Origin of the sequence: Roseibium aestuarii (genome assembly GCF_008477545.1) — a bacterium.
Lineage (GTDB): Bacteria > Pseudomonadota > Alphaproteobacteria > Rhizobiales > Stappiaceae > Roseibium > Roseibium aestuarii.
Genome location: NZ_VORA01000001.1, coordinates 1,184,093 through 1,199,811 on the forward strand (window position 1 = coordinate 1,184,093; position 15,719 = coordinate 1,199,811).

The following is a 15,719-nucleotide window of genomic DNA, read 5'->3' on the forward strand; positions in this document are numbered from 1 at the left end:
TTGGAAAGTTGACCGACATGTTCACCGGAATTGTCACGGATCTCGGCGAGATCCTCTCCGCCGAGAAGATCCCGGCAGGGCTGCGCACCCGCATCCGCACCACCTATGATCCGGACACCATCGATCTGGGCGCCTCCATTGCCTGCGGCGGTCCGTGCCATACGGTGGTGGCCAAGGGCCGCGACGACACCGGTGCGGCCTGGTTCGAGGTGGAATCGGGGGCGGAAACACTGAAGCTCACCACCGTGACCGACTGGGCGCCCGGCCAGAAGCTCAATCTGGAGCGGTCGCTCGCCATGGGAACCGAGCTCGGAGGGCATCTGGTGCTCGGCCACGTGGACGGCATGGCGCGGGTGACGAAGCGCGTCGACCACGCGGACAGCGTCTATTTCCAGTTCGAGGCGCCGCGTGAATGCGCACCCTTCATCGCGAAGAAGGGAAGTGTGTGTCTCGACGGCACCTCGCTCACCGTGAACGAGGCCGAAGGCTGCCTTTTCTCCGTCTTCCTGATCCCCCACACCCTCGCGGTGACCACCTGGGGCGCGCGCCAGGAAGGCGACCGCATCAATCTGGAAGTCGATATGATGGCGCGCTACGCCGCAAGACTTGCGGAATTCTCCCGCGAGGCGTAACGGAGAGCGCAAGGTCTTTTCTCCAGACGTCTTCATTCGGGGGCGGGCGGTTCGTATCGTCCGACCCTTGTCGTTTACCGAACCCGGAAGTTGTCCTCAGCTCGTCGGCTGAAGGGGGCTTTCAGGGGTGGACAAACCGGGGCGTGACGTGGTTCTTGTCGCGACCCCCAGAACAGGTAATTTGATCCCATGAGCTCTTCCCCGAAGCTTCTGATTATTGAAGCACGCTTCTACGCAGACATCGCCGACGCCCTCGCAGAAGGCGCGATCTCCGCGCTGGAAGCCGCAGGCGCTTCCTATGATCGGATCGAGGTTCCGGGCGTCCTGGAGATCCCGGCGGCCCTGTCCATGGCCCTGACCGCGATGGAAACCGATGGCGAGATCTACGACGGCTTCGTGCTGCTCGGCTGCGTCATTCGCGGCGAGACCTCCCATTACGACATCGTCGCCAACGAATCCGCCCGGGTCATCATGGACCTGATCGTCGATGCGGACCTGGCGGTCGGCAACGGCATCCTGACCGTCGAGAACGGCGACCAGGCCTGGGCACGGGCGCGCAAGGATGACAAGAACAAGGGCGGCTTTGCAGCCGATGCGGCGCTGGCCATGATCGCCCTGAAAGAACGACTTGGAGTGTGACTGACATGACCGACAAGGTCGATCCGAAACAGACCAAGACCGGTGAAGTTCGTCCCGCCAACAAGCGCGGGACGGCGCGTCTCGGTGCCGTTCAGGCCCTCTACCAGATGGATGTGGGTGAGGCGAACGTGACGGACGTCATCGCCGAATTCACCGCCTTTCGGCTTGGCAAGGAGCTCGACGGCGAGCAGTACCGCGACGCGGACGAGCAGTGGTTCAAGGACATCGTGAAGGGCGTGGTCGCCGACCAGCGCTTCCTCGATCCCTTCATCCACACGGCGCTGCGCGAGGACTGGCCGCTCAAGCGGATCGACAGCCTGCTGCGCGCCATCCTGCGCGCCGGCGGCTACGAGCTGCTGCGCCGCAAGGACGTGCCGGCCCGCGTCATCATTTCCGAATACATCGACATCACGAAGGCCTTCTTCGAAGCCGATGAACCGGGACTGGTGAACGGCGTGCTCGACCGTCTGGCCCACGATCTGCGCAATGCGGAATTCGTCGCTCCCGAGCCGGGGTCCGCCGATGCGGACGCGGACAGCGCGGAAGACGACGCTGGGGACGCCGACAAGGCGTGACGGGAGACGTGGTGCGATGACGGGCAGGGACGACCGGAACGGCCGTCCGGACGGGCAGGACAGCCAGCGTCCGGGCGAGTTCGACCTGATCCGCGCCTATTTCGCGCCACTCGCCCGCGATCCGGGCAGTCTCGGCCTCACCGATGATGCCACCGTCTACCATCCGGGCGAGGGCTGCGAGCTTGTCCTGACCAAGGACATGCTCTCCGCCAACGTTCATTTCTTTGCCGATGATCCGCCCGAGGCGATTGCCTCCAAGGCGCTGCGGGTCAATCTGTCCGATCTGGCGGCCAAGGGCGCCGTGCCGCGAGCCTACCTTCTGGGCCTGGGCCTGCCCGATGACTGGACCGCCGTCTGGCTGGAACGCTTCGCCTGCGGCCTCAATGGCGATCAGGCGGCCTTTGACGTGACGCTGGTGGGCGGCGACACGATCCGCGCCGGGGACCGGCTGCAGATCTCCATCACCGCCATCGGCGAGCTGCCCGAAGGCACGGCGGTGCGCCGCTCGGGCGGTTCGGCAGGCGACCTTCTCTATGTCACCGGCACCCTTGGCGATGCGGCCGCAGGTCTGCGCGAGAGGCTCGACGCCCGCGCCTTCGATCACGTGGGTCTGGAGGCGGACGAGCTGCGCCACATCCTCCATCGCTATCTCCTGCCGCAACCGCGCGTGGCGCTGGCTCCCGTCGTGCGGGCCCATGCCTCGGCCGCCATGGATGTGTCCGACGGCCTGATGGCCGATGCCGGTCATCTGGCCCGCGCCAGCAAGGTCGACCTGCACATCGATCTGGACCGGGTGCCCCTGTCGCCCGCCCTGCGGCGCATTCTGGCTGCCGAACGGCGGCTGGGACTGGCCTGTCTGGGCGGCGGTGACGACTACGAGATCCTTTGTCTGGTTCCGGTCGACAAGGCAGCCGCATTCGAGGCGGAAGCAGCCCTCCAGCGCTGCCCGGTCACCTGCATCGGCACGGCAAGCGCGAGCATGGACAAGTCCCAGGGCCGGGTGATCCTGCAGCAGGCCGGGGTCGATCTCACCGACGTCTCTCCCGACGGGTTCCGGCACTTCTGAGGCCCTCGCGCCCTCACGTCCTGATCCCCTCTGCGCTGACGGAGGCGGGAGAGGGGCGGGGCAAAAGCTGCTGGTCATTCAACGGACTGCTCTGTAAGGTCGCGGCCATTCCCAGCCCGCGACAGACCCCGGGCCGGGGCCGGTCCTCTGCGCGCGCCTTGCCCTGCGGCGCCCACTGCGGCGTCTCTGGTCCCCGCATCGGTCTGCGCCTTGCCAGTCCGACAGAAGCCCATGACTCAGCCCAAGACTCAGCCCAAGACTCAGCCGACGCCCCATCCGACGCCATCCGTTGATCCCTTGACGCCGACCGGGCTCGATGGAGACCGCCTGGCCCGCCGCAACGCGGTGCTGCTTGCCCTCGCCCAATCCATCGGTGGGGCGACCGCCTCGATCATCATCGCCACCGGTCCGCTGGTCGGCACCATGATGCTTCACGGATCCAAGTCCCTGGCCACCTTGCCCGTCTCGGCCATGGTGCTGGGCACGGCCATAGGCACCCTGCCGGCCGGTGCCATTTCGCGGCGGCTCGGGCGGCGCGTCGGCTTCATGGGCGCGGCGGTGCTTTCGGCCTGTGGCGGATTGCTGGCCGCCTTTGCCATCTTCCAGTCCCTGTTCTGGCTCTTCGCGCTCGCCTGCATGTTCAGCGGTTTTGCGGCCGCCTTTGTCCAGCAATACCGCTTCGCGGCCGCCGACACCGCCTCCGAGGGTTTCCGCCCCAAGGCGATTTCCTGGGTGATGGCCGGGGGCGTTCTGGCGGGTGTGGTCGGACCCCAGACGGTGATCTGGAGCAAGGACCTCTTCTCGCCCATCCTCTTTGCCGGCACCTATGTGGCCCAGGCGGGCCTTGCCCTGATTGCCCTGGCGCTGGTTTCTGCCCTGCGCATTCCCCGCCCTGCCGCCGTTGTGGCCGGCGCGACGGGGCGGCCGCTGGCGCAGATCATGGCGCAGCCGCGTTTCATCGTGGCCGCCGCCTGCGGCATCACCTCCTACGCGCTGATGAGCCTCGTGATGACGGCCACGCCGCTCGCCATGATCGGCTGCGGCCTCACGGAGACCGATGCCGCCCTCGGCATCCAGTGGCACGTGCTGGCCATGTTCGGGCCGAGCTTCTTTACCGGCAACCTGATCACCCGCTTCGGCAAGGAGCGGATCGTGGCCATCGGCTTGGCCCTGCTGGCGGCCTGTTCGATGGTGGCGCTCGCCGGTGTCGAGCTCGCCCATTTCTGGACCGCGCTGATCCTGCTCGGTCTTGGCTGGAACTTCGGCTTCATCGGCGCCACCGCCATGCTGACCGACGCCTATCGGCCGGAAGAGCGCAACATGGTGCAGGCGGTGAATGATTTCCTCGTCTTCGGCGTGGTGGCCTCCGCGTCCTTCCTGTCCGGCCAGCTTCTGGAGCATTTCGGCTGGACCACCGTGAACGTGATCGTCTTCCCCTTCGTGGCGCTCAGCCTCGGCCTTCTCGGCTGGCTGGTGTTCCAGGGGCGGAAAGGACAGCTTTCCTGACCTAGAGGACGGCGGTGCAGCGTAAATATTGGTCAAGTTTATGCTGCATTGCCAGAAATACTGTATCCGGTTGAATACAAGATTATTCGATTGGAGAACTTGACGATTCCCGTCCCTGTGCTGCTAACCTGCTTTCGGGAGACGTTTTGTCGCAGGTCCGGAATCACCCGGCGGCGGCTTGCGTCACGGGCGGGTCACTCACCCCAAGCAAAAGACGTTCAAGAAGGGTTCTGACTGGCTCGCCGCGGATTTGGGAGGAATCATGAGCGAGTTGATCGTCATCATCGTCTGCGGGCTGTTGTCGCTTGCCTATGGCGGATGGGCCATTCAGTCCGTCATGGCTGCGGACGCGGGCAATGCACGCATGCGGGAGATCGCAGGTGCCATCCAGGAAGGGGCACAGGCCTATCTCACCCGTCAGTACACCACCATCGCGCTCGTGGGCGCTGTCGTCTTCGTTCTCGCATGGATCCTGCTCTCCGGCATTGCCGCGGTCGGGTTCCTGATCGGCGCGGTCCTCTCCGGCCTCGCCGGCTTCATCGGCATGATGGTCTCGGTGCGCGCCAATGTCCGCACCGCCCAGGCTGCCAGCAAGAGCCTGGGAGCCGGGCTGGAAATCGCCTTCAAGTCCGGTGCGGTCACCGGCCTCCTCGTCGCGGGTCTCGCCCTTCTGGGTGTGGCCATCTACTTCGCCATTCTCACCGGACCCATGGCCTATGCCCCCGGTGACCGGATGGTCATCGACGGTCTCGTGGCGCTCGGCTTCGGCGCCTCCCTCATCTCCATCTTCGCCCGTCTGGGCGGTGGCATCTTCACCAAGGGCGCCGACGTGGGCGGCGATCTGGTGGGCAAGGTGGAGGCGGGCATCCCGGAGGATGATCCGCGCAACCCGGCGACCATTGCGGACAATGTGGGCGACAATGTCGGTGACTGCGCCGGCATGGCCGCCGACCTCTTCGAGACCTATGCGGTGACCGTGGTCGCCACCATGGTGCTGGCCTCGATCTTCTTCACCGGCGAGCAGGCAACGACCTTGATGCTCCTGCCGATGATGATCGGCGCGGTCTGCGTGGTCACCTCCATCGCGGGCACGTTCTTCGTCAAGCTGGGGGCCAACAACTCCATCATGGGTGCCCTCTACAAGGGCTTCATCGCGACGACCCTGCTCTCGGCGGTGGCGCTTGCGGGCGTGATCTACGGCTGGCTCGGCGGCGGCTCGACCTTCGTCTCCGCCACCGGGGTGGAAATGACCGGAACCGATCTCTTTGCCTGCGGGCTGGTCGGTTTCATCGTCACGGGCCTGATCATCTGGGTGACCGAATATTACACCGGCACCGACTATCGCCCGGTGCGCTCCATTGCCCAGGCTTCGGTCACCGGCCACGGCACCAACGTGATCCAGGGTCTGGCCGTCTCGCTGGAGGCGACAGCTCTCCCCGCGATCATCATCATCGCCGGCATTCTGGTCACCCACAGCCTTGCCGGTCTCTTCGGCATTGCCATCGCGGTCACCACGATGCTGGCGCTGGCGGGCATGGTCGTGGCGCTTGATGCCTTCGGGCCGGTCACCGACAACGCGGGCGGGATTGCCGAAATGGCGGAACTGCCGGCAGAGGTGCGCAGCACCACCGACGCGCTCGACGCGGTCGGCAACACCACCAAGGCGGTGACCAAGGGCTATGCCATCGGTTCCGCCGGGCTTGGGGCGCTTGTGCTCTTCGCCGCCTATACGGAGGATCTGCGCTTCTTCTCCGCCAATGCGGCGGAAGGGTCGATCTTCGCCGGCATCAATGTGGACACGCTCTTCACCCTGTCCAACCCTTACGTGGTGGCGGGTCTGCTCTTCGGCGGCCTTCTGCCCTATCTCTTCGGCGGCATTTCCATGACCGCCGTGGGGCGGGCGGCCGGAGCCGTGGTGGAAGAGGTGCGGGCCCAGTTCAAGGCCCGGCCGGGCATCATGGCAGGCACCGAGCGGCCCGACTACGGCCGGGCGGTCGACATGCTGACCAAGGCGGCGATCCGGGAAATGATCATCCCGTCGCTTCTGCCGGTGCTGTCGCCGCTGGTGGTCTTCTTCGTGGTGCGCGCGGTGGCAACGCCCGCCGATGCCTTCGCGGCACTCGGAGCCATGCTCCTCGGCGTCATCGTCACCGGGCTCTTCGTCGCCATTTCCATGACTGCCGGTGGTGGTGCCTGGGACAACGCGAAGAAGTCCTTCGAGGATGGCTTCACCGACCGGGACGGGGTGGTGCATCACAAGGGCAGTGACGCCCACAAGGCCTCGGTCACCGGGGACACGGTGGGTGATCCGTACAAGGACACGGCCGGCCCGGCCGTGAACCCGATGATCAAGATCACCAACATCGTCGCACTTCTGCTGCTCGCCGTGCTCTCGCACTGAAGGCAGGGCCTGAGAAAACGAAAAGCCCCGGATCCAGGTCCGGGGCTTTTCTTTTGTCCGAGTGACCGGCGTCTGTCCGATCAGAGCCCGATGGAGGGGCTCGCCGCGCCGCGCAGGATCTGGGTCAGGAAGCCGTAATCCGCACCGCCCGTCCGGGTCTTGCGGTTGATGAAGTCGACCACCTTGCCGTCTTCGAGGCCATAGTTGCCCATGTCGCGTACATAGCCATCCTCGTCGAAATAGACGGCCAGCACGCGCTGGTCGACGATGGTCGGCTTCAGGAAGGCCGTCGTGCGGGTCTTCTGGGAAATGTAGTAATAGGCGTCGCCATTCAGGTTGGACTGGGTGTCCGGGGTGCCCAGCACCAGCTCCACCTGCTCTCGGCTCGAGCCGATCGTCACCTGGGACAGCATGTCATTGGTGATGACATGGCCGTGGGTGTAATTCTGGGAGAGGCATCCGCCGAGCGGCAGGGCGGCCAGAAGCGGGATAAGAACGGCACAAGTCTTGATATTCATGCGGGTCTTCCTGTAGGGCGGCAGACATGCCTGTCGTCAGCGTTTCGGTCCTTGGCAAAGTCCCTAGCGTGGGTTAGGGCACATGGCAACACCACTTGATACGGAGATCACCATGCTCTTCGGGCTTTTTCGCCGAAAGCAGCGCGAAGCGGAGCACAAGCTCTATTGCGAGATCGTGGCCCAAGCGCGGCAACCGGTCTTCTATCAGACATTCGCCGTGCCGGACACGGTCGATGGGCGTTTCGACATGATCGTGCTCCACGCCGTGCTGCTTTTCCGCCGTCTGCGCGGGGAGGGGGACAAGGTTTCGCGCTTTGCGCAGAATGTCTTCGACCTCTTCTTCCATGACATGGGCGCAGCCCTGCGCGAACAGGGCGTGGCCGACGTGCGGGTGCCCAAGAAGATCAAGGTGATGGGCGAGGCTTTTTACGGCCGCGCTGATTCCTATATGACAGCCATGGAAGCCGGTGACACGGACGGGCTTGCCGCCGCGCTGGCGCGCAACCTCTTCCCCGAGGCGGAAGACGTGCCCCCCGGCGCGCACGCGCTTGCCCGCTACATGCAGGCCTGCGCCGGGCTGATGGACGCCACCCCGGTGGAGGACGTGCTGGCCGGACGCCCCGGCTTTGCCCGGCCGGAAGACTTCGTGGCAGCCGAGCCTGCCGCCCAAGGAGAACAAGATCATGTCCAATGACACCTTCCCCTGGTCCCACAAGGTGGACGGGGACCGGATCGCCGATCAGGAGAAGAAGCTCCTGGTCGAGCCGGATGCCCCCGCCCTCAAGCGCATCGCTGCGGCCTACGAGCTGGACGGCATCGAACGTCTGAGCGCCGACCTCACCCTCAAGCCCTGGGGCAAGCGCGGCGTGCGCGTCGTCGGCAAGCTGAAGGCCGATCTGAACCAGACCTGCGTCGTCACCCTGGAGCCCTTCGTGACCCGGCTGGAAGACGAGATCGACCGCAGCTATCTGCCCGCCTCCAGCCGCCCGCGCCGCCCCCGTGACCTCAACGACGAGGGCGAGATCGAGATCGACCTGGAAACGCTCGATCCGCCCGACGTCATGATGGACGGGGTGCTGGATCTGGGCGCGCTCATCTGCGAGCAGCTGGCCCTCAACATCGATCCCTTCCCCCGCAAGCCCGGCGTCGTCTTCGAGACCGAGGCGGATGCCGAAGGCGATGCCGAGCCGCAAGAGGAAAAGGCCCCCAATGCCTTCGCCGCTCTTGCGAAGCTGAAGGACCCTTCGGCCCACTGACGGGCTCGGAACATTTCCAGCCGGTGCTCCGGCTCGCGCCGCTGCCCAAGGGGCAGCAGGGGCAGGGCGGGGGACACCGGCAGGAAAACGGTTGTTTCGGTCGGTAAAACCGTTATGGTCCCGGCCTGACTGACTGGATGCGAAGCGCGCGCCCGGGCGAAGCGCCGATCCGGTCCACCAGACCTCCGCAGCGCGAAAGCCGCCGGGGGTCTCAAGACACAAAGAGTGTAGATGGCGACAAGCATTCCAATTTCCCTCGACGCGATGGGGGGAGACGCCGGTCCGGAGATGGTCATTCCCGGAGCCGAGATCGCTCTCGTGCGGCATCCCGACATCCGCTTCCTGATCTACGGGGACGAGAAGCGCGTGAAGCCGCTTCTGGAAGCCTATCCGCGGGTGCGTGACGCCAGCACCTTCCACCATTGCGAAGTGTCCATCGGCATGGATGCCAAGCCGAGCCAGGCCCTGCGCCAGGGACGGCGCACGTCCAGCATGTGGCAGGCCATCGAGGCGGTGAAGGGCGGTCAGGCGGCGGTTGCCGTGTCGGCCGGCAACACCGGCGCGCTCATGGCCATGTCCAAGTTCTGCCTGCGCACTATGGCCAACATTGAACGTCCCGCCATCGCCGCCATCTGGCCAACGACCCGGGGCGAATCCGTCGTGCTCGACGTGGGCGCGACCATCGGTGCGGATGCCCAGCAGCTCATCGACTTCGCCATTCTGGGCGGCGCCATGGCGCGTGCCCTCTTCGGCGTCCAGAAGCCGACCGTGGGCCTGCTGAACATCGGCGTCGAAGAGGTCAAGGGCCTTGAAGATGTGCGCACCGCAGGCCGTCTGCTGCGCGACATGCCGCTGCGCTCGCTGACCTATTCCGGCTTTGTCGAGGGCGATGACATCGGCCGGGGCGCGGTCGACGTGGTGGTCACCGAAGGCTTTGCCGGCAACATCGCGCTGAAGACCGCAGAAGGCACCGCCAAGCAGATCGGCGGCTACCTGCGCGACGCCATGGGCCGCACGCTCATGTCCAAGATCGGCTATCTCTTTGCCCGCGGCGCCTTTGCCGTGCTCAAGGAAAAGCTGGATCCGCGCAAGGTCAACGGCGGCGTGTTCCTCGGCCTCAACGGCATCGTCATCAAGAGCCATGGCGGCACCGACGCGGAAGGCTATGCGGCCGCGATCGATCTGGCCTACGACATGGTCAAGAACCAGCTTCTCGACAAGATCTCCCAGGATCTCGTGCATTATCATCGCGGTCGCTTCGAAGAGGCCGCCCAGACTTCTGAAGGTGACAAGTGAGCGTCACGCGTTCCAAAATCCTTGGCTGCGGCAGCTACCTGCCGGCCAAGTGCCTGAGCAATGCCGATCTGGCCGCGATGGTGGACACCTCCGACGAGTGGATCGTCCAGCGCACGGGCATCCGGCAGCGTCATGTGGCCGCCGAAGGTGAGTTCACCTCTGATCTGGCCACCGAAGCCGCACGCGCGGCCCTCGCCGATGCCGGCGTCGAGGCCCAGTCGATCGACCTGATCGTGCTGGCCACCGCCACCCCGGACAACACCTTCCCGGCGTCTGCCGTCTCCGTTCAGGCGAAGCTCGGCATCACCACCGGCTTTGCCTTTGACGTTCAGGCGGTCTGTTCCGGCTTCGTCTATGCGCTGACCACGGCCGATGCCTATCTCAAGGCGGGTCTCGCCAAGCGCGCGCTGGTCATCGGGGCGGAGACCTTCTCCCGCATCCTCGACTGGAACGACCGCACCACCTGCGTGCTCTTCGGCGACGGCGCCGGGGCCGTGGTGCTGGAAGCCTGCGAGGGCGAGGGCGCCGTGTCCGATCAGGGCATCCTGACCAGCCACCTGCGCTCCGACGGCCGCCACAAGGACAAGCTCTTCGTGGATGGCGGTCCCTCGAGCACCCAGACCACCGGCTTCCTGCGCATGGAAGGCAAGGAAGTCTTCAAGCATGCGGTGGGCATGATCACCGACGTGATCGAAGATGCCTTCGCGGCCACCGGTCTTTCGGCCGAGGATCTCGACTGGTTCATCCCCCATCAGGCCAACAAGCGCATCATCGATGCGAGCGCCAAGAAGCTGGGCATCGCGCCGGAGAAGGTGGTCACCACCGTCGACCTCCACGGCAACACCTCTGCCGCCTCCATCCCGCTGGCCCTGTGCCACGCGGTGCGCGACGGACGGGTGAAGCGGGGAGATCTGGTGCTGCTGGAAGCCATGGGCGGCGGCTTCACCTGGGGCTCCGTCCTTCTGCGCTGGTAAGCCGGATCTGTCGGAAAAGACGGTCGGGACGCGCCTCGCGTGTGTCTCGACAATTTTACAGTCTTTAACGACTTCCTGTTGACCGCCCGGGATTCTGGCAATACCGTTGAACCTAACGGTAGTTCGATAGTAAAATCAGCCAGATCCATGGCATTGCTGGGGAGAGGTTCATGGGCAATAGAACTGTGACGCGCGCGGATCTTTGCGAAGCCGTCTACAAGAAGGTCGGACTGTCCCGCACGGAATCCTCCGAGCTGGTGGAACGGGTTCTGTCTGAAATCTCCGAATGCCTGCTGACCGGCGAAGCCGTGAAGCTGTCCAGCTTCGGCTCCTTCGTCGTTCGCTCCAAGGGCGAGCGCATCGGCCGCAATCCGAAGACCGGCCAGGAAGTGCCGATTTCTCCGCGCCGCGTGATGGTCTTCAAGCCGTCCAACGTGCTCAAGCAGCGCATCAACGAGGCCCTGACCGGTCAGGAGTGATCCTCCGGTTCAGGTTGCCCTGATGCGCAAGGTGGCCGGGAGGCCTGTCCTCCCCGAGCCTCCTCGGTTCACAGCCTGATTTCTGACCCCGGATGTCCCCCATGAGCTCTCAAGACAAGGCGGCCGACGCCTTTCGCACCATCAGCGAGGTGGCAGAGGATCTCGACCTGCCCCAGCATGTGCTGCGCTTCTGGGAAACCCGCTTCTCGCACATCAAGCCGCTGAAACGCGGCGGTGGCCGCCGCTACTACCGTCCGGACGATGTGGAACTGCTGCGCGGCATCCGTCATCTGCTCTACGGCGAGGGCTACACGATCAAGGGCGTCCAGCGCATCCTCAAGGATCAGGGCCCGCGCTTCGTCATGCAGATCTGGCAGGAAGCGCAGGGGCTCGCCCCGGGCATGCCGCTCGTCGTCGGCCACGCCACCGTCGAGGCGGACGGGCAGGACTTTGCCAAATACGAGGCCCAATACGAAGCGGGTCAGGCGTCTCAGCCGCATGACTCCGCCGACGAGGAAATGGATGCCGCCCACATGGCCGCAAGCCTTGCGCCTCAGGGCGGGGCAAGTCCTCATGGGCAACCCGCTGGTCCCGCATCTTCGACCCTGAAGTCTGCTCCGGCCGCCACCGAGCCGGTCGACACCCGTGTCCCGCGCGACGTGATTGCCGCGCCCGAGGCCGGTGCCGCCCATGCGCGCCCGACCTTGCTCGGACGCCTGCGCGGCGAGAAGCCCGTCACTGCGGGCACGGGGATTGCGCCCCTGAGCAAGGATGACGTGAAAGCCCTGCAGACGGCTCTCATGGATCTGCTGGAGTGCAAGCGCCTGCTCGATCAGGCCCGCTGAGCCCGCCTGCGCTGGCCCCTCTCCAGCCCATGCGGCATCCTCATGTGACTCTGCGTCCTCAACGGCCTGGCTCAGGCCGTTGATTCTGTTTCTGCAGGGCTTCAGATTTAAGGTGACGTGGGACGCGCCGTGCCCTCAGGCGGGCGTCCAGGCGAGGCGCAGGGCCTTGGGTCCGCGCACGGACAGGCCGCGCTTGTAGACCGGCTCCTCCACCAGATCGAGACGGGAGAACCGCTTCAGCAGGGTGCTGAAGATGATGTCCATGTCGAGCCGCGCCAGATGATTGCCGAGGCAGAAATGGGCGCCCCGGCCGAAGGCCGTGTGCCAGTTGGGGCTGCGGCCCACATCGAACCGGTCCGGGTCGGCAAATTGCGCCGGATCCCGGTTTGCCGCCCCGTAGAGCACCCCGAGCCGCGCCCCGGCCTCGAACTGCTGGCCCGCGATCTCCACCGGTGCGGTGGTGTAGCGGTGGAAGAAGGGCAGGGGGCTTTCGAAGCGGAACATCTCCTGCACGGCGGTCTTCATCAGGCTGGCATCCGCGCGCAGCCGCGCCTGTTCCGCCGGGAACTTCAGCAGCGCATGCAACCCGCTGCCCAGCACGTCGATCGTCGACCCGTGCCCGGCCATGAGAATGAGCATGGCGGTGGAGAAGAACTCGTCCTCGTTCATGTCGCCGGCCTTTTCCGCCTCGATCATGAGCGACAGAAGGTCGTCCTGCGGCTGGGCCAGGCGCTTGGCCTTCAGCCCCTGCAGATAGTGATAGAACTCGGTGGTGTTGCGCTCGGCCAGCTCCTTGCGGGCGTCGGACCGGTCGATGTCGAAATACTGGACGATATTCTCCGACCAGATCCGCAGCTGCGGGCAGTCCTCGTCCGGCACGCCGATGATCCGGCCGATGATGTGGCCGGGCACATGGGCCGCCAGATCCTCGACAAAGTCGATCTCCGAACGGTCGGCGAGACTGTCGAAGAGCCCGTCCACGTAGGTCTGGATCTCGTCCCGCAGCCGGTTGACCATCACGGGGGTGAAGAGACGGAAGACCTGCTTGCGCAGCCGGTCATGCACGGCGCCGTCGCTGTCGAGCAGCGAGAATTGCACGAAGCGGGAGTGGTGCGGCATGTCGTGCCAGTTCTGCGCTCGCTTCTGCTCGGCGATCTCCTCGGCCGTGGCGATATGGTCCATGGAGCGGACCATCGTCTCGCCCATGACGATCGTCTGCACATCCTCGAAACGGGCGGCGAGCCAGATGTCGAAGTCCTCGAAATAGGTCAGGCCCGGTCGCTCCCGCAGGGCCGCGTAGAAGGGATAGGGATCGGCGGCAAAGGCGGGCGAGAGTGGGTCGAAGACGGGCTGGTCGGTCATGGTCTGGCTGTCGGCTGACTTGTTCTGGAGGGGCATTCGAGGAGGCGACCCTAGTCGAGGGTACGGCGCATCGTAAAGCGAAATTGGTGCATGAGGTCGCGCTGCCACGAGGGGCACGGGGTGTCGAAGAGCCTTTGGTGTGTCCGGTCCCGGGCGGTCGGACGGTGGGATGAATCATTTTCTCGTCTTTTTCGTTCAAGTCTTTGAGCGAACTCGGGCTTTTCGGTCGGTGGCGGCGGCGGCGCTGACGGACTTGAGGTTGCGCGCGCGCCGCGAAGGAACCGGGACGGGGTCTGCCAGATTAATGCGGTGAAGGGCGGCGCTCCGGTGAGCGGCGGCCCAAGCCAAAGGGAGACGCATGCGCTGCAAGGGCGCATCCGGTTCAGAAACGATGACCCAAGACAGTCTGCTGACACGTTTTTCGCAATTCGTGAAGTCCGATGAGTTCCCCTGTGTCGGTGCCAAGTCGGCACTTGCCCGAGGCACCATGCAGTTCCACGTCGCCGACGCCATCGACAGCGCGGTGAACGATCTGGAGATCTATCAGGCGATCCGCCGCTTCGCCTCCGATCTGGATATGAACACTCCCGTCCTCCAGACCCTGGTGGTTCTCTATCGTCAGCCCGAGCAGCTCGATGAGGAAGGCTTCGAGGCCGCACTCTGGGAGCGTCTCCAGTGCCTGCACAACATCGATGTGGCCGCCGGCGAGGAATGGAACGAGAAGGTCGCCACCGATCCGGACGACGCCCATTTCTCCCTGAGCCTTGCCGGGGAACCCTTCTTCGTGGTGGGCCTGCATCCGGGCTCGTCCCGTCCGGCGCGGCGCTTTGATCATCCGGTGATGGTCTTCAATTCCCATGCCCAGTTCGAGAAGCTGCGCGGCGACGGCCGCTTCGAGAAGATGAAGGACATCATCCGCCTGCGCGACAAGGAACTCGCCGGCACCATCAACCCCATGCTCGACGACTACGGGCAGTCTTCCGAAGCGCGGCAATATTCGGGCCGTGCGGTGGGCGACGAGTGGACCTGCCCGTTCCAGCACAAGGAGATCCGGCTGTGAGACTGCGTATCGACCCCAGGACAGGCACGGCCTTCGAGTTGGAACGCGGCCATTATCTGACCGTGATCGACCCGGAGGGCGAGCAGGTCAGCGATCTGGTCGCCTACAACCGGGACGACACGGACGAGGTGATCTCCTCCGGGCGCAGCATCGACTATGCGTCGACCCTGTTCCTCACCACCGGCCACGTGCTTTATTCCAACCGCTCGCGGCCGATGCTCACCATCGTTGCCGACGAGGTGGGCCGCCATGACTTCACCCTGACGCCCTGCTCCTGCGACACGTTCCGCATCCTCTATGGCGACCGCACGCCCCATCACGGCTGCCAGGGCAATCTGGAAAGGGCGCTCGCGCCCTATAGTATTCCCGGCGACCGCATCCCCATCGCCTTCAATGTCTTCATGCATGTGGACGTGGATGGCGCGAGTGGGAAGATCCGGGTGCTTCCGCCGAAGAGCCGGCCGGGACAGCGCATCGTCTTCCGGGCCGAGCAGGATCTGGTCATCGCCATGACCGCCTGTTCCGCCGGTCAGTCCAACAACTTCCGCTACAAGCCCATCGACTTCGAGGTCTCCGCAACCTGCCCCGACTGGGCGCGCGAAGCCGCCGAGCCCGTGCCCGCCTGACGTAGGCGGAACGAGCGCCGCAGACGATCTCCCGCACGTCGCGCTTTCTTCGCCGTGACCATCGATTGCCTCCTAGCGGCCCCCCCCCAAAGGAGATGCTAGGCGAACGGGGGGGCGAAACGACGCGGCCATGCCGCCCGGGGCTGGACGACGCTCTGGCCAACCGTAAAGGGAATGGGGTTGAAGACCCGGTTTACCTGTCTGCGTCCTACTTCCACGTGACCGTGAAACCTGACCCACGCACCTGTCCCGGCGAGTGGGCCTTCAGCCAGAAATTTCGGACTGGCTGAGGGGCAGGCCACGGGCAAGAGCGATCCCGGGCGGCCGTGAAAGGGGTGGTCCCTGAGCGCAGCTCAGAGGTGGCGCAGTCTCAATGGGGGGATTTACGAAGGCAGGGGCAATTTGAGGGGGGGTGAAATAGCAGTTCCTAGAAATTCGCTTCCCTAAGCCGTCATTCGTTAGGATATTTCGGCGGTAGCTTTCA

General features: G+C 65.1%; 16 protein-coding genes. 14 read left to right on the forward strand and 2 right to left on the reverse strand.

Annotated elements, in window-relative coordinates:
• Nucleotides 1–17: 17 nt before the first annotated feature.
• From FR728_RS05115 to FR728_RS05140, 6 genes are all read left to right on the forward strand, one after another.
• Nucleotides 18–632: a riboflavin synthase gene (locus FR728_RS05115; RefSeq protein WP_149891527.1), complete on the forward strand. Its 615-nt coding sequence runs from the start codon at nt 18–20 to the stop codon at nt 630–632.
• 189 nt (nt 633–821) lie between these two features.
• Nucleotides 822–1,271 carry a 6,7-dimethyl-8-ribityllumazine synthase gene (ribH, locus tag FR728_RS05120; protein WP_149891528.1) on the forward strand — a complete coding sequence of 150 codons (450 nt, stop codon included), beginning with the start codon at nt 822–824 and terminating at the stop codon, nt 1,269–1,271.
• Between the two features lie 5 nt (nt 1,272–1,276).
• On the forward strand, nt 1,277–1,846 hold the full coding sequence (nusB, locus tag FR728_RS05125) for a transcription antitermination factor NusB (protein ID WP_149891529.1): 570 nt from the start codon (nt 1,277–1,279) through the stop codon (nt 1,844–1,846).
• 16 nt (nt 1,847–1,862) lie between these two features.
• Nucleotides 1,863–2,912 carry a thiamine-phosphate kinase gene (gene thiL, locus FR728_RS05130; protein WP_149891530.1) on the forward strand — a complete coding sequence of 350 codons (1,050 nt, stop codon included), beginning with the start codon at nt 1,863–1,865 and terminating at the stop codon, nt 2,910–2,912.
• 231 nt (nt 2,913–3,143) lie between these two features.
• Nucleotides 3,144–4,418 carry an MFS transporter gene (locus tag FR728_RS05135; protein ID WP_149891531.1) on the forward strand — a complete coding sequence of 425 codons (1,275 nt, stop codon included), beginning with the start codon at nt 3,144–3,146 and terminating at the stop codon, nt 4,416–4,418.
• A 262-nt stretch (nt 4,419–4,680) separates the two neighbouring features.
• Nucleotides 4,681–6,819: a sodium-translocating pyrophosphatase gene (locus FR728_RS05140; RefSeq protein ID WP_149891532.1), complete on the forward strand. Its 2,139-nt coding sequence runs from the start codon at nt 4,681–4,683 to the stop codon at nt 6,817–6,819.
• Nucleotides 6,820–6,899: 80 nt separating this feature from the next.
• Here FR728_RS05140 and FR728_RS05145 read toward each other — a convergent pair whose 3' ends face one another.
• Nucleotides 6,900–7,337 carry an outer membrane protein assembly factor BamE gene (locus FR728_RS05145; RefSeq protein WP_149891533.1) on the reverse strand — a complete coding sequence of 146 codons (438 nt, stop codon included), beginning with the start codon at nt 7,335–7,337 and terminating at the stop codon, nt 6,900–6,902.
• An 82-nt stretch (nt 7,338–7,419) separates the two neighbouring features.
• On the opposite strand from FR728_RS05145, the gene FR728_RS05150 reads away from it, so the two are divergent.
• From FR728_RS05150 to FR728_RS05175, 6 genes are all read left to right on the forward strand, one after another.
• Nucleotides 7,420–8,031 carry a ubiquinol-cytochrome C chaperone family protein gene (locus FR728_RS05150; RefSeq protein WP_208998659.1) on the forward strand — a complete coding sequence of 204 codons (612 nt, stop codon included), beginning with the start codon at nt 7,420–7,422 and terminating at the stop codon, nt 8,029–8,031.
• Complete coding sequence (locus FR728_RS05155) at nt 8,021–8,593, forward strand: YceD family protein (RefSeq protein WP_149891534.1); 573 nt, start codon at nt 8,021–8,023, stop codon at nt 8,591–8,593. Before FR728_RS05150 ends, FR728_RS05155 begins: the two co-directional genes overlap by 11 nt.
• Before the next feature lie 231 nt (nt 8,594–8,824).
• Entirely contained in the window at nt 8,825–9,889 is a 1,065-nt protein-coding gene (gene plsX, locus FR728_RS05160; RefSeq protein ID WP_149891535.1) for a phosphate acyltransferase PlsX, read from the forward strand.
• Nucleotides 9,886–10,863 carry a beta-ketoacyl-ACP synthase III gene (locus FR728_RS05165; protein ID WP_149891536.1) on the forward strand — a complete coding sequence of 326 codons (978 nt, stop codon included), beginning with the start codon at nt 9,886–9,888 and terminating at the stop codon, nt 10,861–10,863. Before plsX ends, FR728_RS05165 begins: the two co-directional genes overlap by 4 nt.
• 170 nt (nt 10,864–11,033) lie before the next feature.
• Complete coding sequence (locus tag FR728_RS05170) at nt 11,034–11,342, forward strand: integration host factor subunit alpha (RefSeq protein ID WP_149891537.1); 309 nt, start codon at nt 11,034–11,036, stop codon at nt 11,340–11,342.
• Nucleotides 11,343–11,443: 101 nt separating this feature from the next.
• On the forward strand, nt 11,444–12,187 hold the full coding sequence (locus FR728_RS05175; protein WP_149891538.1) for a MerR family transcriptional regulator: 744 nt from the start codon (nt 11,444–11,446) through the stop codon (nt 12,185–12,187).
• Between the two features lie 135 nt (nt 12,188–12,322).
• On the opposite strand, the gene FR728_RS05180 is transcribed toward FR728_RS05175, so the two are convergent.
• On the reverse strand, nt 12,323–13,585 hold the full coding sequence (locus tag FR728_RS05180) for a cytochrome P450 (RefSeq protein WP_244304383.1): 1,263 nt from the start codon (nt 13,583–13,585) through the stop codon (nt 12,323–12,325).
• A 355-nt stretch (nt 13,586–13,940) separates the two neighbouring features.
• Here FR728_RS05180 and gntA point away from each other — a divergent pair, with 355 nt between their 5' ends.
• Both gntA and FR728_RS05190 read left to right on the forward strand, forming a co-directional pair.
• Nucleotides 13,941–14,609 (forward strand): guanitoxin biosynthesis heme-dependent pre-guanitoxin N-hydroxylase GntA, encoded by a 669-nt coding sequence (gene gntA, locus FR728_RS05185; RefSeq protein WP_149891539.1) that lies wholly within the window; start codon nt 13,941–13,943, stop codon nt 14,607–14,609.
• A complete protein-coding gene (locus FR728_RS05190; RefSeq protein ID WP_149891540.1) occupies nt 14,606–15,235 on the forward strand; it encodes a DUF1989 domain-containing protein in 630 nt (209 codons plus the stop codon). The genes gntA and FR728_RS05190 overlap by 4 nt, the downstream gene beginning before the upstream one ends.
• Nucleotides 15,236–15,719: the final 484 nt, after the last annotated feature.

Excerpts from the sequence above, each read along its gene's own strand:
- FR728_RS05115 (WP_149891527.1), top strand. The coding sequence starts at position 18 with ATGTTCACCGGAATTGTCACGGATCTCGGCGAGATCCTCTCCGCCGAG.
- ribH (WP_149891528.1), top strand. The coding sequence starts at position 822 with ATGAGCTCTTCCCCGAAGCTTCTGATTATTGAAGCACGCTTCTACGCA.
- nusB (WP_149891529.1), top strand. The coding sequence starts at position 1,277 with ATGACCGACAAGGTCGATCCGAAACAGACCAAGACCGGTGAAGTTCGT.
- thiL (WP_149891530.1), top strand. The coding sequence starts at position 1,863 with ATGACGGGCAGGGACGACCGGAACGGCCGTCCGGACGGGCAGGACAGC.
- FR728_RS05135 (WP_149891531.1), top strand. The coding sequence starts at position 3,144 with ATGACTCAGCCCAAGACTCAGCCCAAGACTCAGCCGACGCCCCATCCG.
- FR728_RS05140 (WP_149891532.1), top strand. The coding sequence starts at position 4,681 with ATGAGCGAGTTGATCGTCATCATCGTCTGCGGGCTGTTGTCGCTTGCC.
- FR728_RS05145 (WP_149891533.1), bottom strand. The coding sequence starts at position 7,337 with ATGAATATCAAGACTTGTGCCGTTCTTATCCCGCTTCTGGCCGCCCTG.
- FR728_RS05150 (WP_208998659.1), top strand. The coding sequence starts at position 7,420 with ATGGCAACACCACTTGATACGGAGATCACCATGCTCTTCGGGCTTTTT.
- FR728_RS05155 (WP_149891534.1), top strand. The coding sequence starts at position 8,021 with ATGTCCAATGACACCTTCCCCTGGTCCCACAAGGTGGACGGGGACCGG.
- plsX (WP_149891535.1), top strand. The coding sequence starts at position 8,825 with ATGGCGACAAGCATTCCAATTTCCCTCGACGCGATGGGGGGAGACGCC.
- FR728_RS05170 (WP_149891537.1), top strand. The coding sequence starts at position 11,034 with ATGGGCAATAGAACTGTGACGCGCGCGGATCTTTGCGAAGCCGTCTAC.
- FR728_RS05175 (WP_149891538.1), top strand. The coding sequence starts at position 11,444 with ATGAGCTCTCAAGACAAGGCGGCCGACGCCTTTCGCACCATCAGCGAG.
- FR728_RS05180 (WP_244304383.1), bottom strand. The coding sequence starts at position 13,585 with ATGCCCCTCCAGAACAAGTCAGCCGACAGCCAGACCATGACCGACCAG.
- gntA (WP_149891539.1), top strand. The coding sequence starts at position 13,941 with ATGACCCAAGACAGTCTGCTGACACGTTTTTCGCAATTCGTGAAGTCC.